Annotated in this window: 18 protein-coding genes; 13 read left to right on the top strand and 5 right to left on the bottom strand. The window is 43.4% G+C overall.

Annotation, left to right across the window (positions count from 1 at the left end):
* Nucleotides 1-247 precede the first annotated feature (247 nt).
* Complete coding sequence (locus R8N46_RS02355; protein ID WP_005375297.1) at nucleotides 248-412, top strand: YqaE/Pmp3 family membrane protein; 165 nt, start codon at nucleotides 248-250, stop codon at nucleotides 410-412.
* A gap of 155 nt (nucleotides 413-567) precedes the next feature.
* Nucleotides 568-1,596, top strand: a complete 1,029-nt coding sequence (pyrC, locus tag R8N46_RS02350) for a dihydroorotase (protein WP_213972122.1) — start codon at nucleotides 568-570, stop codon at nucleotides 1,594-1,596.
* A 94-nt stretch (nucleotides 1,597-1,690) separates the two neighbouring features.
* Here pyrC and R8N46_RS02345 read toward each other — a convergent pair whose 3' ends face one another.
* The gene (locus R8N46_RS02345; protein ID WP_062730918.1) at nucleotides 1,691-2,596 is read right to left on the bottom strand and encodes a DUF808 domain-containing protein; all 906 of its coding nucleotides are present in this window, start codon (nucleotides 2,594-2,596) and stop codon (nucleotides 1,691-1,693) included.
* A 172-nt stretch (nucleotides 2,597-2,768) separates the two neighbouring features.
* On the opposite strand from R8N46_RS02345, the gene R8N46_RS02340 reads away from it, so the two are divergent.
* The 7 genes from R8N46_RS02340 to R8N46_RS02310 all read left to right on the top strand — a co-directional run bounded on the left by R8N46_RS02340 (nucleotide 2,769) and on the right by R8N46_RS02310 (nucleotide 13,204).
* On the top strand, nucleotides 2,769-3,689 hold the full coding sequence (locus R8N46_RS02340; protein ID WP_054578652.1) for a M14 family metallocarboxypeptidase: 921 nt from the start codon (nucleotides 2,769-2,771) through the stop codon (nucleotides 3,687-3,689).
* A gap of 760 nt (nucleotides 3,690-4,449) precedes the next feature.
* Nucleotides 4,450-5,394 (top strand): ABC transporter permease, encoded by a 945-nt coding sequence (locus R8N46_RS02335; protein WP_033906772.1) that lies wholly within the window; start codon nucleotides 4,450-4,452, stop codon nucleotides 5,392-5,394.
* On the top strand, nucleotides 5,391-6,344 hold the full coding sequence (locus R8N46_RS02330) for an iron chelate uptake ABC transporter family permease subunit (protein WP_284143896.1): 954 nt from the start codon (nucleotides 5,391-5,393) through the stop codon (nucleotides 6,342-6,344). The genes R8N46_RS02335 and R8N46_RS02330 overlap by 4 nt, the downstream gene beginning before the upstream one ends.
* A gap of 53 nt (nucleotides 6,345-6,397) precedes the next feature.
* Nucleotides 6,398-7,366 (top strand): siderophore ABC transporter substrate-binding protein, encoded by a 969-nt coding sequence (locus R8N46_RS02325; RefSeq protein WP_031778891.1) that lies wholly within the window; start codon nucleotides 6,398-6,400, stop codon nucleotides 7,364-7,366.
* Between the two features lie 94 nt (nucleotides 7,367-7,460).
* A complete protein-coding gene (locus R8N46_RS02320; protein ID WP_115386763.1) occupies nucleotides 7,461-9,641 on the top strand; it encodes a TonB-dependent receptor in 2,181 nt (726 codons plus the stop codon).
* A 264-nt stretch (nucleotides 9,642-9,905) separates the two neighbouring features.
* Nucleotides 9,906-11,516, top strand: a complete 1,611-nt coding sequence (locus tag R8N46_RS02315) for an ATP-binding cassette domain-containing protein (protein WP_213972121.1) — start codon at nucleotides 9,906-9,908, stop codon at nucleotides 11,514-11,516.
* Nucleotides 11,513-13,204 carry an ABC transporter ATP-binding protein gene (locus R8N46_RS02310; RefSeq protein ID WP_033906768.1) on the top strand — a complete coding sequence of 564 codons (1,692 nt, stop codon included), beginning with the start codon at nucleotides 11,513-11,515 and terminating at the stop codon, nucleotides 13,202-13,204. The genes R8N46_RS02315 and R8N46_RS02310 overlap by 4 nt, the downstream gene beginning before the upstream one ends.
* A gap of 203 nt (nucleotides 13,205-13,407) precedes the next feature.
* Here the strand turns inward: R8N46_RS02310 and R8N46_RS02305 are convergent, their stop codons facing one another.
* Entirely contained in the window at nucleotides 13,408-14,196 is a 789-nt protein-coding gene (locus tag R8N46_RS02305) for an AraC family transcriptional regulator (RefSeq protein WP_017447919.1), read from the bottom strand.
* A 98-nt stretch (nucleotides 14,197-14,294) separates the two neighbouring features.
* Here R8N46_RS02305 and R8N46_RS02300 point away from each other — a divergent pair, with 98 nt between their 5' ends.
* The 3 genes from R8N46_RS02300 (at nucleotide 14,295) to R8N46_RS02290 (ending at nucleotide 16,248) form a co-directional block, all read left to right on the top strand.
* Nucleotides 14,295-15,200, top strand: a complete 906-nt coding sequence (locus R8N46_RS02300; RefSeq protein ID WP_085569343.1) for a DMT family transporter — start codon at nucleotides 14,295-14,297, stop codon at nucleotides 15,198-15,200.
* A gap of 145 nt (nucleotides 15,201-15,345) precedes the next feature.
* Entirely contained in the window at nucleotides 15,346-15,831 is a 486-nt protein-coding gene (locus tag R8N46_RS02295) for an acyl-CoA thioesterase (RefSeq protein WP_005375279.1), read from the top strand.
* A gap of 171 nt (nucleotides 15,832-16,002) precedes the next feature.
* Nucleotides 16,003-16,248, top strand: coding sequence for a hypothetical protein (locus tag R8N46_RS02290; protein ID WP_005375277.1), 246 nt, complete (start codon nucleotides 16,003-16,005; stop codon nucleotides 16,246-16,248).
* Nucleotides 16,249-16,615: 367 nt separating this feature from the next.
* Here the strand turns inward: R8N46_RS02290 and malG are convergent, their stop codons facing one another.
* The 3 genes from malG to malE form a co-directional block, all read right to left on the bottom strand.
* On the bottom strand, nucleotides 16,616-17,506 hold the full coding sequence (gene malG, locus R8N46_RS02285; protein WP_005375275.1) for a maltose ABC transporter permease MalG: 891 nt from the start codon (nucleotides 17,504-17,506) through the stop codon (nucleotides 16,616-16,618).
* Nucleotides 17,507-17,518: 12 nt separating this feature from the next.
* Nucleotides 17,519-19,093 (bottom strand): maltose ABC transporter permease MalF, encoded by a 1,575-nt coding sequence (malF, locus tag R8N46_RS02280; RefSeq protein WP_005375273.1) that lies wholly within the window; start codon nucleotides 19,091-19,093, stop codon nucleotides 17,519-17,521.
* A 79-nt stretch (nucleotides 19,094-19,172) separates the two neighbouring features.
* Nucleotides 19,173-20,351, bottom strand: a complete 1,179-nt coding sequence (malE, locus tag R8N46_RS02275; RefSeq protein WP_005375272.1) for a maltose/maltodextrin ABC transporter substrate-binding protein MalE — start codon at nucleotides 20,349-20,351, stop codon at nucleotides 19,173-19,175.
* 672 nt (nucleotides 20,352-21,023) lie between these two features.
* On the opposite strand from malE, the gene malK reads away from it, so the two are divergent.
* Nucleotides 21,024-22,142 (top strand): maltose/maltodextrin ABC transporter ATP-binding protein MalK, encoded by a 1,119-nt coding sequence (gene malK / locus R8N46_RS02270; RefSeq protein WP_005375271.1) that lies wholly within the window; start codon nucleotides 21,024-21,026, stop codon nucleotides 22,140-22,142.
* The last annotated feature ends 156 nt before the right edge of the window (nucleotides 22,143-22,298 follow it).

Here is a 22,298-nt window from a genome sequence, read left to right as displayed (position 1 = left end):
TTTTTATTTGTTGCGGTATTGTATACTCAAATCACATTAAGTTGCAGAGTCTACTGCCTCTTCATCCATCGCAACTTTCTCGAAACCATATTCTTATAAATTTGGTTTTAGTGACAAGTATTTACTACACTCAATATTCGCGTTTTTTAACACCGTTCTGACCAAATACCGTTTGATAAAGTGTGATACGACACACATAATTCACCCAAGTTATCACTACTCCCATTTATCGATTTGGAGCTTAATTATGGATACAAGAAAACTGGTTCTGATTTTGTTATGTATCTTTCTTCCGCCTGTCGCGGTGTTTATGGAGAAAGGTCTAAATAAAGACTTTTTGATTAATCTAATATTGACGTGTTTCTTCTTTCTACCAGGTACGATCCACGCGCTTTGGTTAACAATGAAGTAACCACTTACACTCTCACTCTTTATAAAATTGAAAAATGGGATGAAATATGAGGGCAATTCCTCTATCATCCTGTCGCCTAAGCGCAAGCGTTTGCTCAAAAGCAAATACGGCGCTTAGGCTCCAATCAGACAACTTTTCAATGGTGGGAGCAATTAATGACAACACTGACTATCACTCGTCCTGACGACTGGCACGTTCACTTACGCGATGGGGAAGCTCTTAAAGACACCGTTCGCGACATCAGCCGCTACAATGGCCGTGCGCTGATTATGCCAAATACCGTCCCACCTGTTACCACAACTGAGCTCGCCCTAGCCTACCGTGACCGAATTATTAAAGAGCAACATGGCGAACAGTTTGAGCCTTTAATGGCGCTTTACCTTACAGATAACACGACACCAGACGAAATACGTAAGGCTAAAGCAACCGGACACATTGTTGCTGCCAAGCTCTATCCTGCTGGCGCCACAACAAACTCAGATTCCGGTGTGACCAATGCGAAGAACATTTATCACGTTTTAGAAGCGATGGAAGAAGTCGGAATGTTACTTCTGGTTCATGGCGAAGTAACACATCACGATGTTGATATCTTCGACCGAGAGAAAGAATTCCTTGATACTGTCCTCGCTCCTATCGTCAATGACTTCCCTAATCTTAAAATCGTTCTAGAACATATCACCACCGCCGACGCAGCAAACTTCGTTAGCAACGCCTCAGACAACGTAGCGGCTACCATCACTGCCCACCACCTTCTTTTCAACCGTAACCACATGCTTGTGGGTGGTATTAAACCTCATTTCTACTGTTTGCCAATTCTTAAGCGCGGAACCCACCAGCAAGCGCTGATCGAAGCAGCAACTAGTGGTAGCAAGAAGTTTTTCCTAGGTACAGACTCGGCGCCACATGCGAAAGGGGCAAAAGAATCGGCTTGCGGTTGTGCTGGTTCTTACACTGCACACGCAGCGCTAGAGCTTTATGCAGAAGTCTTCGAAAAAGAAGGCAAGTTGGAAAACTTGGAAGCTTTCGCAAGCTTCAACGGTCCTGATTTTTACGGCATTGCACGTAACACAGATACGGTAATGTTAGAAAAATCCGCTTGGGATGTGCCAGAAACGATGCCATTTGGCAATGATATCGTTGTGCCTATTCGAGCAAATGAACAGATCGAGTGGAAAGTGAAGTAAGTACTTTACTGACATTTCACCTATAAACAGGGTCATGCTTTTTGTAAAAAGAAGTCATGACCCTTGTTATTATCGTCTCATGTTTTAGATGTGATTATTGACCACGAAGCTTTTCAACCATCGTCCATACCGCAACCACAACCAACCCCGCCACAAAGCCGATAATACCGTTCAATAAAATAGGCAAAATGGCTGTAGCAACCGAATGACCACTAAAGTTCATAATAATCGGCTCTACAAAGTGATGAATGGCTGGCACGTTGTGCACCACAATTCCCCCACCCACCAAAAACATCGCAGCAGTTCCTACAATGGTTAACAACTTCATCAACTTTGGTGCAAAAGCGACCAAGGCCCCTCCGACTTTCGCCACCCAACCTTTACCGTTTGAGCGACTTTCAAGGTAAAGGCCTAAATCATCTAGCTTCACAATCCCAGCGACTAGTCCATAAACTCCAACCGTCATAATTACTGCAATTAAACTGACAACTAAAATTTGCGTAACAAGACTGGCTCCTGTCACGGTACCTAACGCAATCACGATGATTTCTGCGGAAAGGATAAAGTCTGTTCGAATTGCACCAGAAACTTTACGCCTTTCATACTCTTCTATCGACTCGCCAGTATTAACTAGCTCCTCTTTTTCTTCGTGCGGATGCGAGTGAGGAAACACTTTCTCAAGTACTTTCTCTGCCCCTTCAAAGCAGAGAAATAAGCCGCCAATTAGCAATAATGGCATGATAAGCCATGGAATAATCGCGCTAATAAGTAAAGCTGAAGGAACTAAAATCAATTTATTTTTGAATGAGCCTTTTGCAACCGCCCAAACTACTGGAATCTCTCGCTCAGATGCAACACCAGACACTTGTTGAGCGTTTAACGCTAGATCATCTCCCAACACACCTGCGGTTTTCTTTGCCGCCATTTTTGACATTAAGGCGACATCATCAAGCACCGTGGCAATATCGTCCAACAGTGTGAGTAAACTTGCTCCAGCCATTTTTGGTCTCTTATATGAAATTGAGTAAGTAACAAAATGTAACACCAATGAATCACTCATCAAAGTGATGATTTTGCAAAGAATACCACCCCAAATGGTGTTTTATATTGCCGTAAAGATAAGACGGGTCTAGTCTTGTGATACCTTTCAGCAGTCAAAAGAAAAAGTATAGATGAAAAGTGGATACATTTACCCGATCGGTACTCCTGGCCAACCTTGGACCGAAGAAGAACGTAAAGCTTGGTTAGCAACGCAAGAAGTAAAACGTAGCTACCAAGATGAAGTCGTCAGTAAAATCGATGCCCTACGCGGGCATTTTGATGTTGAACAATATGGTGCGCTCTCATACAACGAGGCACGCTTCCCTCTGTTTTGTATCAAAACACGCAATTGGGATTCAACTAAACCTGTTGTGTTGGTCACAGGCGGCGTGCACGGTTACGAAACCAGCGGTGTACATGGCGCATTAAAGTTTGTAGAAACGGAAGCAGAGCGCTATGCAGAGCATTTCAATATTGTCGTTGCCCCCTGCGTAAGCCCTTGGGGTTACGAGGTGATCAACCGCTGGAATCCAAACGCGATTGATCCAAACCGCTCTTTCTATAAGGATAGTCCTGCCGAAGAATCCGCTAACCTCATAAAGCTAGTTGCAACTTTAGGCGATGTGTTAATGCACATTGATCTACATGAAACGACAGATTCTGACGAAACTGAGTTCCGTCCAGCCTTAGCTGCTCGTGATGGTATTGAGTACATTGAAGGTATGATCCCAGATGGCTTTTACACGGTGGGAGATAGTGAAAACCCTCAGCCTGACTTCCAAAAAGCGGTCATTGAGTCAGTTGCAAAAGTGACTCACATTGCACCAGCAGATGAAAACGGCGAAATCATTGGTTCACCCGTCGTACAGTTTGGCGTTATCAACTACCCAATGGTAAAACTGGGCCTGTGTGGCGGCGTAACAAATTGCGTTTACGGCACGACAACGGAAGTGTACCCAGACAGCCCAACGGTGACCGACGAAGAATGCAACGATGCGCAAGTTGCAGCCGTAGTTGGTGGTTTGAATTACGTACTAAGTAAGCTCGAATAACACAGGTTAACAATAAAGCAACTGACGATGTCTTTGAATTGTGAATCAGCTTTACTTTGCTCCAAAAGCAAGTTGAGACATTAATCCGCTAGTTTATTAGAAATTACCGCATTAACATCGCTAACACTGAAGATGCGAAGCATCACGACTTTATGACGCTATTTTAATGCGGTATCTAATAAATCCTAAAATACAAATGACATCTAGACATCATCGTCACTACTAACTCCTCTTCCTGAACAAACTATCGTCATACCATTTAAATCAAACCTCAACCAACGAGCTTCTGAAGCGAAAAACATCCTTAAACAATAAGAAAGCTTAATGCTCTTTGGCTTTATTTTTTAATCACTTACCCAAAAGCACATGCATTAGCCATTGCCTTGTTTTTATACGCGATTGATCTTTTTAGAGAAACACATATGAACCTCATTGCTTAACCGAAAAAACAAAGATATAATGAAAATAATTATCATTTGTATTTTAATTTTAAATCGAGAACCTCTTTCTCTTTGCATTGAAAGCGGCACTTTTCTTTTGCTAGTTAATCCAGTTTTAAAGCCAAATCAGCACGTTGAATTTTTAGGTATGGCCTAGTGATACTTTGAGGGCTGGATTGTGACCTTAATGTTTATAAAAAATAACTTGGTTATGTTTTGTTGGAATTTAGAACCTATATGCGAATAGATATTCATTATTCATATTCCATCCCCAAGTCATAAGTTAAGAGAAACTCACTTTATTTTGGGGCAGATTCTGTATGAGTATTCACGTAGTAAGCCTGTTTTTTATACTGTGCTTAACTTCAATTTTCGTCGGCGCAAACCAACTAGATTGGTCGTTATTGCTGACCATGGATGACAAAGCTTGGCTACCGATTACTGCTAGCAGATTACCAAGGCTAATCGCACTAATTCTTACCGGATCTGGTCTCGCAATATGTGGTGTTATTCTTCAACATATTGTTAGAAATCGTTTTGTTGAGCCGGGCACCACAGGCGGTATCGATGCGGCAAAGCTCGGTATTTTGGTATCTATCGTCATGCTTCCATCCTCAGACAAGCTTGAACGTATGCTCTTCGCCGTACTATTTTGCTTCGCCGCTGGCCTTATCTACATTGCCATCGTACGAAAAATTAAATTCAGTAACTCTGCGTTAATACCTGTGATTGGGCTTATGTTTGGTAGTGTACTAAGTGCTATAGCGGAGTTTTATGCTTATCAAAACAACATCTTACAGAGTATGTCCGGTTGGTTAATGGGAGATTTCTCCAAAGTGGTCCAAGAACACTATGAAATAATTTTCTTGATTTTACCCATCACCCTACTGACTTACTTATATGCACATAAGTTTACTGTGATGGGAATGGGCGAAGATGTTGCGTCCAACTTAGGAATTAATATTGCGTTCACTGCCGCCTTGGGTCTAATGCTAGTTTCCGTGACAGTTGCTATAACAGTGGTGACCGTAGGTGCCATTCATTTTATCGGTTTAGTCATACCTAACCTAGTCGCACTAAAATATGGCGATCACCTTAAAAATACCCTACCAATCGTTGCACTAGGCGGCGCTTCGTTACTTATTTTTTGCGATGTCATAGGCAGAGTTGTTGCCTTTCCTTTTGAAGTCCCAATTGGATTAACAGCCAGTGCTATCGGGGGAGTTATGTTTCTTGTGTTTCTTTTGAAAGGAGCACGAGTATGAGATCACATTACTCAAACATGCGAGTGAGCATTATACTCGTTTGCATACTATCTATCGCCTTTATCTTTACAAGCTCTGGGTGGGATTTTGATTACGTCATCCCCAAGAGACTGATTAAACTTGGTGCCATAGTTATTGGGGGCAGCTGCGTGGCCATCTCTGCTGTTATTTTCCAAGCTTTGGCTGGTAATCGTATTCTTACGCCATCCATTATGGGATATGAGTCGGTTTATCTGGTTTGGCAAACCCTACTCTTATTACTAGCGGGCACTTCTGGCATCGCTACATTAGGCGTTGTCGGTAATTTCGCTGTCTCTGCAATACTCATTCTGTTGTATTCCTTAGCGATTCAATCTTGGGTACTCAATAGATTTAAACATGACATGCACCAAGTTCTGCTGATTAGCTTTGTTTTGACAATGGTGCTGACAACTCTTGCTCAATTTATCCAGCTCAGAATAAGCCCTGGAGAATTCTCTATCCTTCAAGGATTCAGCTATACCTCGTTTGAGCGAGCGAAACCTTCTACGTTACTTTTTTCCAGTATTGCGTTAAGCGTTTTGGCACTCTTTGCTAACAGATGGTCACGCGAGCTAGATGTGATAGGTCTAGGTCGAGACCAAGCGATGTCATTAGGACTAAATGATAAGCAATATGTACCAAAGTTCTTTGCTGTAATCGCCATTTTGGTAGCAATTTCGACGAGCTTGATTGGCCCAACGGCTTTTATGGGAATTTTTATTGCCAATATTGCTTATTCCATTACTAGCGCACCGAACTACAGACACATATTGCTCGTTGCTTGTGCTATTGCAATTGTCATGTTCTTGTCTGGTCAACTTCTGGTAGAGCACTTATTTAACTTTAAAACCACCGTCTCTATTTTGGTGAATGTCCTTTGTGGGGGATATTTCCTAGCCATCACGATAAGAGCAAGAAGCCAAATATGAAAACTGTTACTCGCCTGTTTAAAGACAACTCACTGACAAAAAGGAAATACCCCATGTTTAAGAGCCCCCTACGTTTGAGTATCGTGCTTGCTTGCTGCGCTCTAGGAACCTTATCAGGTTGCGAGCCGGAAATAACTAAAATTGAAGATACTCAGCCATTAGAAAAGCTCATCGTGATTGAACACAATCTCGGAGCAACTACTATTTCTCATCGCCCTCAACGAGTGGCAGCATTAGATATGAACGAAGTGGACTTTTTAGATCAGCTAAATGTTCCAATCTCAGGAATGGTGAAAGACTTTGTTCCTCACTTTCTAGCGAAATACAAAGACACACCTGAGATAGCGGATCTTGGTGCGATAGTTCAGCCTAATATGGAAAAGATCTATGCCCTAAAACCAGATCTCGTATTGATGACTCCGCTACATGCTAATCAGTATGAAGAACTCTCTCAACTCGCTCCGACTTTACATTTTGACATCAGCTACCGTAATAGTCGTGACCATCACGTCGATACCATTAAGAAACACCTTGTAGAGCTTGGTGAGATCTTTGAAAAGCAAGAGCTAGCCCAACAGAAAGTTGCCGAAATCGATGCAAAAGTCGCAGAAGTGCGCGCTGTTACGAAAGAGCGTTCAGAAAAAGCTTTGGTTGTCATGCATAACAATGGTGCTTTCAGCTCATTTGGCGTTGAGTCTCGTTATGGCTTCGTTTTCGATGTTCTGGGGGTAAAAGCAGCGAGTGAAAAAGTGGAGACAGGTTTGCATGGTCAGCCAATTTCTAGCGAGTTCATTAGCCAAGCTGATCCAGACATTCTTTACATCATTGATCGAACAGCAGTAATGGAAGGAAAGCCTGTCATTGATGCGGAACACTTAGCAAACCCGCTACTCCGTCAAACCAAAGCATGGAAAAACGACAACGTCGTTTTTGTTGATGCCGATGCTTGGTACATCACTTCAGCAAGCATCACATCTCTGAAAATCATAATTGATGACATCCTAAAAGGTTACCAAAGCTAAATCTAATAACAATGAGTTGGATCTTAAGTAATTCAACACTCAACCGACGTCAGAACGGATGTGAGCTAGCCCAAACAAAGAAAAGGAATCTATAATGACTCATGACTATCATCAGATAGCGATGGACTCTTCACAGAAAAACAAACCAAGCCCGTGTCATATCGCCCTCTTTATTTCACTTCAATTTAGTACTTTTGTCGTACCAATTAGTATCGCTCAAGCTGAAGAAGTCGTAGATGAATCAATGACAGTTTATGGTGAAGCAAACAGAGTTTATGCCGCTGGCAAAGTTTCTCACGCGAGTAATATGGGAATGCTTGGCGACAAAAACTTCATGGAAACGCCTTTCAATACGATTGGATACACAGAAAAACACATTCAAGACCAACAAGCACGCGATATCTCAGATGTAATCTCAGCTTCTGATCCCTCTGTTTTCACCAGCGGTGAAACCGGCTTAAACAAAGAAAGTTTCAAAGTAAGAGGTTTCAACTCAGACATTAGCGACGTTATGTTTAATGGATTGTATGGTATCGCTCCTTATTACCGAACCTCTCCTGAAATGTATCAACGTATTGATGTACTTAAAGGTCCTGCTTCTTTGCTCAACGGTATGCCACCGAATGGATCTGTTGGTGGCACCATCAACTTAGTGACAAAAAGAGCACAAGAAACACCAATCACATCTTTCACCGGCAGCTACTTATCGGACACTCAATTCGGAGGACATATCGATATTGGACGTCGCTTTGGTACAAATGAAGAATTTGGTATTCGTTTCAACGGTGCATTTAAAGATGGAGACACCGCGATAAACAACCAAAGCAACAAAACTCAACTTGCATCATTAAGCCTTGATTGGCGTAATGACATTGCTTTCCTTGAAGCAGATTTTTACTACAGTACAGAGCGAGTTGAAGGTGCAAACCGTGGGTTAAGCATCGCTTCTGGTCTCAAAATCCCATCACCTCCTCCATCTGACACATTATTGACGCCAAGTTGGGCCTACAATAATAGCGAAGATAAAGGGATGATGATTCGCGGGGAGCTAAACGTTAGTGACTCTGTAACTGTATACAGCGCATTGGGTGGTAGCCGTACAGATTTTCATTCAAATGTACCGCAACGAATCAAAATCATCGATAACGAGGGTAACCTAGAGGTATCTCTCGGATCAGTTAAGCTTGAGAACAAACGAACTTCAGGTGAGATAGGTGTTCGTAGCAACTTTGACATTGGCCCAGTAGAACACCACCTTGTACTGAATAGTACTTACTTTAGAGAAGATAAAAATGATTCTCCAACAGGTAATAATAATCCAGCCCCTTGGAACTCGAATATTTATGATCCTGTTTGGGGACCAGAAAATTCAGTTTACGACAACTACTATGGTTTACCTGTCGATTCAACTCAGGTCAGCTATGGCATTGCCGATACGTTATCTTTTGTTGATGGGAAATATCAAATCACGCTCGGCTTGCGTTACCAGAGCATTGATTATGAATCTGGAATAATAATGAACGGAATGTCGCTTCCTACCACCAAGTTTAAGGAAAGTACTTACACTCCCGCACTTGCAGCATTATACAAAGTTTCGAGCTCAGTTTCGCTTTATGGTAACTACACCGAAGGCTTAACGAATGGGAAAACAGCAGGCTCTAGCGCTGCAAACGCAGGAGAGGCTTTTGAACCCCAAAAAACCAAACAGACTGAAGCAGGCGTGAAGCTTGACCTGGACGGCTTTGCTCATACGTTCAGTTTATTTGAGATTAAAAAGCCAAATGGGTACCAAGATCCGGATACCAACATTTTTTCTTTCGGTGGTGAACAGCGCAATCGCGGTATTGAATGGGGGTTCTACGGCACACTATCAAAGGACTATACGCTCATCGGTGGTATCGCCTATACAGATGCAGAGATTACAAAAGCAACAGATGTGACAGAGGAGGGGAAACAAGCAACTAAGCTACCCGATTTACAAGCTAAACTCGCATTAGAATGGAACCTCCCTGCGATGCGTGATCTCACGCTTATCGGCCAAGCGAACTATATGTCTGAACAGTACATTGATGCACAAAACACTCAGGCATTACCTGCACAGACTATTCTTGATCTTGGCGCACGCTACAACTCAAAAATTGCTGAAACAAGCGTGGTTTGGCGCCTTAGCGTAAACAATGTACTGGATGAAGATTACTGGACAACCACCCACTATGCGGACCTAGCTCTAGGCGCACCACGCACAGTGATGCTGTCAGCTACTGCGGATTTCTAATCCCTCCACCTCCCCTTTAGCCTGCCTTCTAAGGGGGACTTACTCCCATTTGGCTGTTCATGAAAATTCACAACAAATCAAAGGAAGTACTCATCTTCAACATTCAAGCAGACAAAGAGCTCGCAACACCTACGGCCAAAGTTAATTCAAAACATAATCCATCAACGTCCACTTCCATAGGCTTTATATGAAAAACGATAAGAGCTCAATATGCTCTACCACGTTCTCCTTATTTTCGCTTGATAGGCTAGATAAGGTGACAATATGATAAGTAAAATCAGCCAACATTACGTTACGCCTAGCTTAATGCCAGCCTTAAAGCCATCGATTAAGAAGCTTGCTTTGGGAACGTTTTGTGAAGCACTTGCCGCTGTGGCAAAAGTTGGTGCACTGCTATGCTTGATAAACCTTATCGATAAATTTGCAAACCAATGGATTTACGGTGCCATAGGACTTTGGGCGGCTAGCGCACTTGCCTCATCAGTGGGCTCGTGGTTAGTTCATGATGCCGAGTCGCAGTTTTCCACTCGATTACGTCGCCAAGTTGCTCAGCACTTGACGCGCTTGCCAAGCAAGACCATCTCTCAATATGGTGATAATCAACTGCGTCGCATAGTTTCCGAAGACATCAGCACGCTTCACCACATGGTTGCGCATTTGCCTTCAGAACTCGTGACATTCATTGTCGTACCCGCAACTTCTATTTTTATCATGTTGAATCTCACAGGTCCGGTAGCGATGCTTACTCTGCTCCCTGGTCTAATTGCATCATTGTACTACCTACTCTTTTTACCTAGGTTCGCCGCTAAACATGGCAAAGAGCGCATGACAATAATGGGTGATATCGTTACCGCAGTAAACGACTACACAAGAGGTATCCGAGTAAATCGAATTTACGGCACGCAAGCAGGAGCACTCGACAGCTATAATGATGCCACAAGACGCTTTACTCACGGCATAGTGAAATGGGTTGGTAGCGTTGCCCTTCCAGCAGCAATTGCTACCGCATTACTTCAAGCGGTTTCGACTTTCGCAATGGCCTATACCATTGGCTATGAATTAAGTCCCGTGGCAATGGCGTCGCTATTCTTTTTTGGTTTGGCCGTCGTATCACCCGCACTGAAGCTTGGCCATGGATTGGACTACGTTAACGCAGGAAAGAATGCTGCAAAGAACATCAGCGACTTTTTACAGCAACCACAAATAGAAAGTGGCAGTTTGAGCGCGGGAGAAAAACCGCTATCACTACAAGCATCAAATATCGTAGTGGCTAATGGAACTGTTAATATTATTGATAACTTCTCCCACTACTTCCCACGGGGTTCATTTACAGCCATCATGGGGCCTAGCGGAGCAGGCAAAAGTACGTTACTACGTCTATTAGCAGGTCAAGAAACACCTCTTTCAGGCTTCGTTACCTTAGGAGGCAATCAACTGTCTAAACTCTCTGAGATATCCCGATACTCCGCCATACGCTATGTACCCCAAGATATCGGTGTACTCAAAACTACCATTAGGCAGAATTTGAAACTATCAACGCCAAGTTCAAGTGACGACGAGCTGAACCAAGCTTTGCAACAAGCTCAATTAAAGATTGACCTCAATTCTGATGCAAGCGTGCTTTCAGGAGGCGAGCAACAACGTGTCGCAATAGCTAACACATTTCTAACTAAAGCCAACGTTCTATTACTGGATGAACCAACCAGTGCTCTCGATAAAAATACGGCCTTCACTGTGATCAGAAATCTCGCGAAGTTTGCGAAAACACAAGACAAGATATTGATCATAATTACTCACGACTCAGAACTCGCGAAACTTGCAGACACTACATTGATGCTCAACAGAAAGGCTCAACGACAGGATGAAGAAGTATGACGGCTCACAATACCCTCTATTCCAATTCGACAATTCCACAAAGTGCAAAGCACCGTCTATATCGAGTCGCTATAGGTTGGGGACTAGTTGCATTATTTGAGGCAACGGCTTACACATTTCTTGCAATATCTATTGTCGAACAAGCTTCACCATTGAACGTCATAATAGCTGCTGTTCTAACTGTGATAGTTACCGTTATTGTAACTCGTTCTGGATTTCTCTCTGGTGCGAAACTGGCTGGGGATCTTTATTCATCAGTAGGTCATTCGCTCAGTAAAGCAAAGTTAGCTTGGTTTAATGATCAGCATAGAACTCAGCTCACTCAACTAGCAGAACGAGGAATACCTGGCTTTATGGCCATTCCTGCTCATCAGCTACAAACATTTTTACACGCTCCAATGTTACCCATATTTTTAATTATCGGTATTGGGGTCGTTGGAGGAGGTGAAATTGCACTACTCAGTGCCGTACTGTTACTAGTTGCACTGCTCGTTCAGTACAAGGCGCAAAGATACCTAAGTCGCTCAGATAGCGACCGACATGACGCAGAGCTTCAAGCGACTAAATCAACACTTGAGCTCATAGATCACCTTGAGTTACTTCGCTCAACAGCGGGGCCTGAGCGCTCAATCGAGCGTATTGAACAGAGTTGGCACGCACAAGAAGAAGCTCATTCAACTATTAATCGTAACGCTTCTATCGCAACCTTAGTATCAGGATTGGCAACGATTTTACCCCTTGCAGGTATCGCCATCTATCTCGTCTTAGAGCCGATTACTCAACCCTTATTAGTCTTGGCTTTATTGATATTGATTACCCGTGCAGCTGCACCTTTGGGTGAACTCGCGTTGGCAGGCTTTGCGATTAACGACGTAAAATCCTCAATTAAAAATTACGCTCAGTTAACGAATGTCCCTGTTCTGCCTGAGCCTAATCCTCAATTTGCAACCTCCCCCAAAAACCATAAGTTCGAACTGAACCTTGTGGGCCATTTAGATCTCTTTGAAGATGCTAGCACGGAGATCAAACAAGGTGATACCGTCGTCATCAATGGAGTCAGTGGCAGTGGCAAAAGCACTTTACTGGGCCTGTTTCTAAGGTTTGATGATCCTGACCAAGGTCTTATTTCGCTCGGAGGGATAGATCTAAAGAATATCCCTTATGACGTGCTCACCCAGCATATAGCCTATGTTGCTCAAGAACCGGTCATTTTTACTGGCACATTGGCGGATAACATTCGGTTAGGTAATCCCAATGCAAGTGATTATGAAGTTGAGAGCTTTGCAAGACACGCACAATTGGACAAACTTATTGACTCATCTCCTAAAGGAATACATCAAACAGTAGGACAAAGAGGCTCAGGGTTGTCAGGAGGTGAAAGACAGAGAGTCGCAATTGCGCGAGCTCTCATTAAAAAGGCGCCAATCCTCATTTTCGACGAAGCGACGGCAGCATTAGACGAAGCAACCGAAAAAAGTATTGCTCAACATATTCAAACATTGAACTCGACCGTGATTATTGTGACGCATCGCGATCAGAATATATGGTCACCCACATTGGAACTCACGATTGAGGGTAGAAGAGTTATAGTTGCACAGTACAACTCTACTTCCTTGAAAAGTAGGGACAAATTGGCGGCTGAAGAAACTAATAACAATCAATACTTAAATCTAAGCGGTGTCAATTGAGTTTTTTGTCACTTTAGCACATTGTATCATCTAAAGAATCTTACAGGCATGTTGTAAAGCAATAATAATAAAGCGAATTCTCAAGGTTATAATTCTGACTCAATCTGACACAAGATAGACGTAAGTCTTTCCAATACCATCAGCTTTTCGAGTCGGTCATCATACAGCGCATTGTCAATTTTTTTAAAATAGACTCTACACTTTTACAACAATCGATTCTTGTATTGCTCCGGTGTCATGCCGGAGTATTTCTTGAACATCGCGATAAAAGGGCTAGCTTGGTTATAACCTAACGTCAGAGCGACTTCTTTTACGGTCTGCCCTTTACGCAGCAACTCCATAGAATGCAAATAACGTACACGTAAGCGCCACTCAGTAAAGCTCATTCCTAATTCACTCTGGCAATGTCTCGCTAACGTGCGTTCTGTGGTATGCACTTTTGCCGCCCACTCCGCCAAGCTGATTTCATCGGTTGGCGATTCTTCTACCGCTTTTAAGATTGGCTGAAGATATTTGTTGTCGGTTGTCGGTAAAAAGTGATGTTCCACTTCTTGTTTCGCCAGTTGATCCAACAACACTCGCACCAAGCGTTTGTCTTCATCGCTCTGCGCGACGTTAATGTCACGCTGACGAAAGTCCTCAATGATGGCAGAAACGATGGGGGTGACTTTGATTAAACTGGTTTTGGTTGGAAAATGCGCTGTCAATTCAGGGGCAATGTTCAAAGAACAATATTCGATTGGCTTACGGTTGTAGCTAGTGTGACGAATTCCGGCGGGAACCCAAATAGCAAGATGTGGAGGTGCTAGAAATCTTGTGTCTTCTGCATCCATCTCCAGAATCCCACCGCTGATCAGTTGCACTTGCCCCCAAGGGTGGCTATGAATTCGTGTTTCTGTATTAGAGAGAAACGCTTCGAAATTCATAAATACATCTGATGGCGCACGATCGATTGATAAGGAGGGGTGAAGATTTCTGGCGCTCTTTTTCAAAATTGTCTTCCTATCGCTTACGATGTCTTTTAAGAGATACTTTTTATTATAAAGACCTGCCAGACTAGCGCCATCAATAATTGTGCTATAGGGTTCTCATGATTTATTTACTTCCGTTTTTCACCGTTATGATTTGGGGTGGTAACTCAATTGTGAACAAGATGGCTGCGAGCGCCATTGAACCAAGTGCGATGAGTTTCTACCGTTGGTTTGTCGCAATGGTACTCCTAACGCCATTTTGCCTGCCTGCAATCATCAAACAACGACACATTATTCGACCTTACTTAGCTAAGTTGGCGTTTCTTGCGTTACTTGGTATGGTTCTCAACCAGTCACTTGGATACTATGCCGGTTTAACAACAACGGCCTCTAATATGGCCCTGATCACCTCTTTAGTTCCTTTGATCAGTGTGTTTTTAAGTGTCCCATTGCTCGGTAAATCTATATCAATGTTAAGTATCGTCGGTGGTGTCATTTCGCTCGGCGGCTTAGCATTTATGCTTGGTCACGGTGATATCACTTACTTTTTACATCAAGACTTAACGCAAGGTGACAGCTTAATGCTCGTTGCTGCCATGGTATACGCGGCTTATTGTGTTCTGCTAAAACGCTGGAAAATGCCATTCAGTAGTTTGACTCTGGTTTACATGCAGGGCTTCTTTTCTGTTTTGATGCTCACACCACTTTGGCTCTCTAGTGAGCAACTGTTACCAAGCCAAGACGCGCTACCATTAATCGCTTATGCTGGTATTGCTGCTTCCATTTTCGCGCCGCTGATGTGGGTCAAAGCGATTGATTCAATTGGTGCTGATTCAAGTGCTATGTTCATGAACCTAATGCCTGTGGTTTCCGTCATACTTGCTTCAACACTAATTGGTGAGAAAATTTACACTTACCACATTATTGGTGGGTTGTTAGTCATCTCTGGCGTTATCTTGTCGCAAATAAAAGTAAGACAGAGAAAACCATTGTCCAATTCTGAGATTGCCTCTACCGCCAATTAACATCTACACCCCAAGCCACAGAACTACGCTGTGGCTTGTCACTTCCAGCGTTCGAATAAAAGTTAATATTTTGTTTCATTCGCTATTCCCGAAAATTCATCTTGCTGCTAAATTGGGAAAACAATAACCCATCAAGGAAAGACAGATGAGCAGTGGTCAAAGAGACATTACCCTTCGCTTTTTAGCAGAACCCAGCGACGTAAATTTTGGCGGAAAAGTGCACGGCGGCGCCGTAATGAAATGGATCGACTTGGCAGCATACGCCTGCTCTGCAGCGTGGAGTGGTAAATATTGCATTACCGCATATGCTGGCGGCATTCGGTTTGTTGCGCCGATTCATGTCGGCAACTTAGTCGAAGTTAGCGCGAAAGTCATTTATACCGGACGAAGCTCAATGCACATTGCGATTGACGTGCAAGCTAGTGATCCAAAGCAAATGAAAAACAGACTCACCACTCACTGTATCGTTATCATGGTTGCTGTAGATGAAAACGGAAAACCAACCGATGTACCGAAATGGATTCCAGAGTCAGATGAAGACAAAGCCTTAGAGCAATCCGCTATCCGTCTTATGAACATGCGTAAAGAGATTGGGGAAGAAATGGAAGCACACGTTAAATATCTCAAGTAACTGGCATCCGTTAAGAACGCTATTAAGTACCTCAACGTTACCCAGACCCAGAGTGTGGAGCAACATCATGGTTTTGCCATTTGTTTCACGCTCGCCCTTCTCTGTCATAAATCCTTCACCTAGCTTTGCTTAAATCCATCCATTATTTTAGAGTTGGATAGAGTTTGGATCTTGAGACTAAAAGAAACGACCTTAAGTGAAGAGACGTTGACCAATTTAAAAGCGGTCGAGTACCAGTGGGTGAGAACCATGTACGTCGAGGGGTATAACGAAACAGAAATTAATCATTACATTCAAACTTGCTTTGGCGGTGACGTTACCTTTGCTAATTTATTTCGTCGCGTCGCACTGCAGCAAGAAAGTTTGTACACGCTGCTTCAATACGTTGGATGCGCACCTTCCAGCCGAGAGTTTTAATCTCTTCCTTCCCTACCTCAATTTAGCTTTTTACTAAGCTCTAGTTATTTATGTGAAGTGCTACGCAGGGCATTATTCAAGCCCTGTGTAATCCATTGCAAAGCCGCTAATCTCTATCTACTTATTGCAAAATTGCCTTTAACAGGCATAAAAAAACCTGAGTCTAAACTCAGGTTATGGTTACAAAAACTGTTAGTGATTGAATCGTAAGGAACTAAGCTAACAGCCAGCTATGCGTAACGCCAATAAAAGCCAAGATATTACTGATCGGCGGCCAAACCAAAATTGTAATATCCGTGCTAAGTATAAGGGCGACCATGTGGTCGCCCTTTTCTAGTTATTCTTATCAATCTCAGACCACAAGAGATTATCCTTTCACACCACCAGCGGTTAGACCACCAACCAACCAGCGCTGCGCAAGTAAGAATACGGCAGTGATTGGCACTGCTGAAAGTACAGCAGCTGCGGCAAAGTCACCCCACAAGTAGTTTTGTGGATATAGGTATTGCTGCATACCCACTGCAAGTGTGTACGAGTCTACATCAGAAAGCAGTAGTGACGCTACAGGAACTTCACCAATTACCATGATGAACGACAAGATGAAGACTACCGCTAGGATTGGCACAGACAGTGGCAGCAATACCAAACGGAATGCTTGCCATGGTGTAGCACCATCAAGAGCCGCTGCTTCTTCTAGAGACGAGTCAATACTTTCGAAGTAGCCTTTAATGGTCCAAACGTGCAGTGCGATACCACCTAAGTAAGCGAAGATCAGACCGCCATGCGTGTTCAGACCAAGGAAAGGAATGTACTGACCCAGTTTGTCGAACAACGCGTACAGAGCAACCAGTGCCAACACCGCAGGGAACATCTGGAAGATCATCATCGCTTTAAGAATGGTGTTCTTACCTTTGAACTTCATACGAGCAAACGCGTAAGCCGATGTGGTTGATAGCGCCACGATTAGGATTGCAGAAATACCACCCACTTTTACCGAGTTCCACAGCCATGTCATTACTGGGAATGGTGGCGGTGTAACTGTACCGTCTGGATTAGTCACCGAGAAACCTAATGCCAATTTCCAGTGATCAAGTGTTGGGTTGTCTGGGATCAGGCTACCCGTTGCAAAGTTACCTTCACGGAATGAAATCGCGATGATCATCAGTAAAGGGAAAATAATCAGTGCCAAGAATGCCCACATTGCAATATGAGTAGCCCAAACACGATACTTTAATGACTTACCTTGTACCATTGCCATTGTAATTTCTCCTTAGTCCTGAGCTACTTTAGTTACGCGTAGGTTGATAAGTGCCAATGCGCCAACCAATAGGAAGATAAGCGTTGCTACTGCACTTGCTAGACCGAAGTCTTGACCACCAGCACCTTCGAATGCGATTCGGTAGGTGTAACTTACTAGCAGGTCGGTGTAACCCGCAGGCTCTGATGTACCAATCATGTTTGGACCACCGCCAGTCAACAACTGGATAAGTACAAAGTTGTTGAAGTTAAATGCAAAACTCGCGATCAACAATGGTGTTAACGGCTTCAGCATCATTGGTAGTGTGATACGTGTAAAGTTCGTGACAAAGTTCGCACCATCAATTGCTGATGCTTCATATAAATCGTCTGGAATCGCTTTTAGTAAGCCCATACACAAAATCATCATGTAAGGGAAACCAAGCCAAGTGTTCACAATTAAGATCATGGTTTTCGCCATGAACGGGTCAGAGAACCAAGCCGGGCTAATGCCGAATAAGCCTTCCAACAACATGTTGATCTCACCAAAGCTTTGGTTAAACAAACCTTTAAAGATCAAGATAGAAATAAACGCCGGAACTGCATAAGGCAGGATTAGCAACAAACGGTAAACTGAGCGACCTTTAAGTGCTTCCCACTGAACCACACTGGCAAGGACAAGACCAATAACAAGCGTAAACAATACGGTTAGCGCAGAGAAAACAATGGTCCAGATAAAGATACTGATAAACGGCTCTTTGATACCATCATCTTTCCAAACACGCTCAAAGTTGTGGGTACCAATGTTCACCACGAAACCTGGTGACACTGTGCTGCCAACAAATTGACCGTTTTCATCGACAGGCTGGTAGTAACCTACTTCCATATTTGGACGTAGCGTTTCTTCAGTCCGGTTGTTGTAAAGCGTTTCACCATCTTCTTGTAATGTGTACAAAGGTACAACTGCAGCAAATTTGCGCAGCCCACTCATGCGGATATCATCACCACTTGGCAAATGTAAATCGACACTGCTCAACGCACTGCGGTTCTTAACAATCGCCTTGATTGATTCTTTTTCACCCGTTACTTCTTCAATTGGTGAAAGATCAAACTCCGATGCTGAAAGGTTATCAAGCTGAAAAGTCGGGCTTGCAAGTAGCTCACCATCTTTTTCAACCACAAGTTGATGGCCTTGCTCCGTTTTATACAAAGTGAACGGGTAGCTATCACCACTTTGGTAAGTTCGGTCCAAAAGTACGTTCTGAGCGCGATCAAAAGAGAGTTGGTTCTTCGCGCTATAGTTGGTAAACGCCAAACCTATGGTGTACGCCAAAGGGAAAAGAATGAAAAGGATCATCCCTGCTATACCAGGGTAGATGTAACGGTGTGCGTACGTCTTTTTACTACCAAAGATGAACAACGCTAAAGCGGTAAGAATGAGCGTAAGTAGTGCAAACGCAATCTCACCGCGAGAATACATAAGGATTGTTGCGTAGCCATTGATGATGCCGACTGTGCCTAAAAGTGACCATTTCATGAACACTTTTTTGCTGCTCGGAAGGCTGGCTTCTGGTGCTGTCATAGCATTTGTACCTTGAACTGACTGCATAGGGAACCTGCTAGCGAATATAGAATAAATATAGAAAAGTAAGGAGGAGTTGCCTCCTCCTTAAAAAGGTCTTACTTAATTATTTAGTCATTTGTTTTTCTGCATCTGCAAGAGCTGCATCGACAGTTTGACGACCGTCAACTACGTTGATGATTGCGTTCTTAGCCGCCCCCCAGAATGCGTTCATTTGAGGGATATTTGGCATGATTTCGCCGTTCATCGCATTGTCCATTGTTGCTGCGATACGAGTATCTGAATCTAGCTCACGTTGGAACGAGTTAAGCGCTACCGCACCTAGAGGCTTATCGTTGTTAACCATACGTAGGCCGTCGTTTGTTAGTAGGTAGTTCTCAATGAACTCAACCGCTAGGTCCTTGTTTGGAGACGCAGTGCTGATACCAGCTGTTAGAACACCAACGAATGGCTTAGAAGATTGACCTTGGAACTTAGGTAGCGTAGTCACGCCGTAGTTAACGCCAGACTTCTCAATGTTGCCCCAAGACCATGGACCGTTGATCGTCATCGCTGTTTTGCCTTGGTTGAACGCAGACTCAGACACTGAGTAATCCATATCCGCAGAGATTACGCCTTTATCAACTAAGCCTTTTACGAAGCTCATTGCGTCTTTAACGCCTTCTTTCGCGATACCAGCGTCTTTAACATCGTAACCTTCAGAAGTGTATTTGAACGCGTAGCCGCCATCAGCCGCCATTAGTGGCCAAGTGAAGTACGGTTCTTTTAGGTTCCACATGATTGCAGACTTGCCGTCTTTTTTAAGTTTTGCATCTAATGCTGCAACCTCTTCCCAAGACTTTGGTGGGTTTGGAACTAGGTCTTTATTGTAGATTAGAGATAGAGACTCAACCGCAACTGGATAGCCGATCAATTTGCCGTCGTAACGTACTGCATCCCAAGCGAAATCAACGATACCTTCTTGAATATTCTTAGAAGGTTTAATTTCTGCTAGCAGGCCAGCTTCTGCGTAACCACCGAAACGGTCGTGAGCCCAGAATACGATATCAGGACCGTCGCCAGTCGCTGCAGTTTGAGGGAATTTGTCTTGAAGGCCATCTGGGTGAGCCACAGTCACTTTAATGCCTGTGTCTTCTTCAAATTTCTTACCAACTTCAGCAAGGCCGTTGTAGCCTTTATCACCGTTGATCCAGATAGTAAGTTGTCCTTCTTCGATGGCAGCATTAGCACCAAAAGAACCCAAAGCAACAAGAGTACCTAGTGCTACAGCGCTTAACTTTTTCATGTTCGTATCCTTTTTATATTTTTGATGTAGGGCTAGTCCATTGAGGTTCAGCCGTATTTCGACATATATCATCTGAAATAATCCAATATGTCTCATCCTCCTAATCCCTACGCCCTTACAATTATGACGTATTTTCGTGATCTAAATCGCCAAGGGTAAGAGACTCAAATCACAAAATGGATAGTTCCTGTGATCGGTTTCAACTTTAGGTGGTGCAATAATGTGATTTCCGACCAACTGCTTTCTTCCTCCTCCTTTTTTACTCCTCCCTTTCTACTCCCCCTACAATTATTTCTATTAGGAGGATGTCGCACTACGCACAATCTTAGAAACTGCAGTCATCCAAGAGTGGATGGTAAGAACCCTTTCCCAGCAGTGCCTACGTATTAGGAAAAAGATTTGCTGGTTTTGCATTGCCAGACGAGTGGAATGTCATTATTAGTGTTGTTTGTGGTAATTATTTCACGGGGGAGACAATACGAATAATGTGGGGGAGAGAAACTCGTACTTGGCTATGATGGGTAGCACTTCTATTCAGGACATTTTATTGAAGTGCTACCCTACTTTTCTTACCAACCGCAAGAACTTACCGATTCCTACTGTTACTGCTCGCTAGATAATTCATATAATGATGAGCGGTGAATAATAAAAAATTGATCGAGGACGAGCTACATGGCGAGTGTCACGTTAAAAAATGTTTGTAAAGCGTATGGCGACGTACTGATTTCTAAGAACGTAGACCTAACAATCAACGAAGGTGAATTTGTTGTTTTCGTAGGTCCATCAGGTTGTGGTAAATCTACCCTTTTACGTTGTATTGCCGGTCTTGAAGACATTACTTCAGGTGATTTGTATATTGGTGACCAGCGCATGAATGACGTCGAACCATCCAAACGTGGTGTTGGTATGGTATTCCAGTCTTACGCTCTTTACCCGCACCTTAACTTATATGACAACATGTCATTTGGCTTGAAACTAGCAAAAGCAGACAAAGCAGAAATCGACAAGCGTGTTGAACAAGCAGCAGAAATCCTACAACTAGGCCACTTGCTTGAGCGCCAACCAAAAGCACTTTCTGGTGGACAGCGTCAACGTGTGGCGATTGGCCGAACATTGGTATCGCAGCCAAATGTATTCCTTCTAGACGAGCCACTATCAAACTTGGATGCGGCACTGCGTGTAAACATGCGTGCACAAATTACTAAGCTACAACGCCAACTTGGTTGTACCATGATCTACGTAACGCACGATCAGGTAGAAGCGATGACAATGGCAGATAAAATCGTTGTACTAGACGGCGGTTATGTATCGCAAGTTGGTAAGCCGCTTGAGCTTTACCATTACCCACAAAACCGCTTTGTAGCTGGCTTTATCGGTTCTCCGAAAATGAACTTCATGAGCGTGTTCATTGATGAAGTAGAAGCAGAGCGCGTCAAAGTTCAACTATCTAACGGCGTATCTTTCTGGATTCCAGTGGATGGTACAACAGTTAACCGCGGCGACCGAATGTCTTTAGGCATTCGCCCTGAGCACCTATTATCCGCTTCTGAAGCTGATGCAAGTATTCACGGTGAAGTGATGATTGTTGAGAAGCTAGGTAACGAAACTCAAGTATACCTAAATCTAGAAGGCGCGGACGCCGACGTTATTTTCCGTCAGCCGGACACGCTTGCAGTCGACACTGGCGATAAAATCGAGATCGGTATTCCAGCTCATCGTTGTCACCTGTTCCACAGTGATGGTCGCGCATGCCGCCGCCTATACAAAGAAAACGGCGTAGAAGTCGAATAGTTCATTCGTCCTTACTCAAAAATCCCTCTCACTTGAGAGGGATTTTTTTATCTTAATAAATATCAGCAATTCGATACTAAATCATTAATCGTGAACGAATCAAATCACCCGTTTCTTCTACCCTCACATAAACCATTGTCTTTGTACTGATACTTC

Origin of the sequence: Vibrio sp. 1874, from assembly GCF_033344395.1 — a bacterium.
Classification (GTDB): domain Bacteria; phylum Pseudomonadota; class Gammaproteobacteria; order Enterobacterales; family Vibrionaceae; genus Vibrio; species Vibrio alginolyticus.
The sequence above is the reverse complement of the archived record's forward strand: the minus strand, read 5'-3'. Positions and strand labels throughout refer to the sequence as shown.

Excerpts from the sequence above, each read along its gene's own strand:
- R8N46_RS02320 (WP_115386763.1), top strand. The coding sequence starts at position 7,461 with ATGACTCATGACTATCATCAGATAGCGATGGACTCTTCACAGAAAAAC.
- R8N46_RS02335 (WP_033906772.1), top strand. The coding sequence starts at position 4,450 with ATGAGTATTCACGTAGTAAGCCTGTTTTTTATACTGTGCTTAACTTCA.
- R8N46_RS02330 (WP_284143896.1), top strand. The coding sequence starts at position 5,391 with ATGAGATCACATTACTCAAACATGCGAGTGAGCATTATACTCGTTTGC.
- R8N46_RS02345 (WP_062730918.1), bottom strand. The coding sequence starts at position 2,596 with ATGGCTGGAGCAAGTTTACTCACACTGTTGGACGATATTGCCACGGTG.
- malF (WP_005375273.1), bottom strand. The coding sequence starts at position 19,093 with ATGCAGTCAGTTCAAGGTACAAATGCTATGACAGCACCAGAAGCCAGC.
- R8N46_RS02300 (WP_085569343.1), top strand. The coding sequence starts at position 14,295 with ATGATTTATTTACTTCCGTTTTTCACCGTTATGATTTGGGGTGGTAAC.
- R8N46_RS02295 (WP_005375279.1), top strand. The coding sequence starts at position 15,346 with ATGAGCAGTGGTCAAAGAGACATTACCCTTCGCTTTTTAGCAGAACCC.
- R8N46_RS02325 (WP_031778891.1), top strand. The coding sequence starts at position 6,398 with ATGTTTAAGAGCCCCCTACGTTTGAGTATCGTGCTTGCTTGCTGCGCT.
- pyrC (WP_213972122.1), top strand. The coding sequence starts at position 568 with ATGACAACACTGACTATCACTCGTCCTGACGACTGGCACGTTCACTTA.
- malK (WP_005375271.1), top strand. The coding sequence starts at position 21,024 with ATGGCGAGTGTCACGTTAAAAAATGTTTGTAAAGCGTATGGCGACGTA.
- R8N46_RS02315 (WP_213972121.1), top strand. The coding sequence starts at position 9,906 with ATGATAAGTAAAATCAGCCAACATTACGTTACGCCTAGCTTAATGCCA.
- R8N46_RS02340 (WP_054578652.1), top strand. The coding sequence starts at position 2,769 with ATGAAAAGTGGATACATTTACCCGATCGGTACTCCTGGCCAACCTTGG.
- R8N46_RS02355 (WP_005375297.1), top strand. The coding sequence starts at position 248 with ATGGATACAAGAAAACTGGTTCTGATTTTGTTATGTATCTTTCTTCCG.
- R8N46_RS02310 (WP_033906768.1), top strand. The coding sequence starts at position 11,513 with ATGACGGCTCACAATACCCTCTATTCCAATTCGACAATTCCACAAAGT.
- malG (WP_005375275.1), bottom strand. The coding sequence starts at position 17,506 with ATGGCAATGGTACAAGGTAAGTCATTAAAGTATCGTGTTTGGGCTACT.
- malE (WP_005375272.1), bottom strand. The coding sequence starts at position 20,351 with ATGAAAAAGTTAAGCGCTGTAGCACTAGGTACTCTTGTTGCTTTGGGT.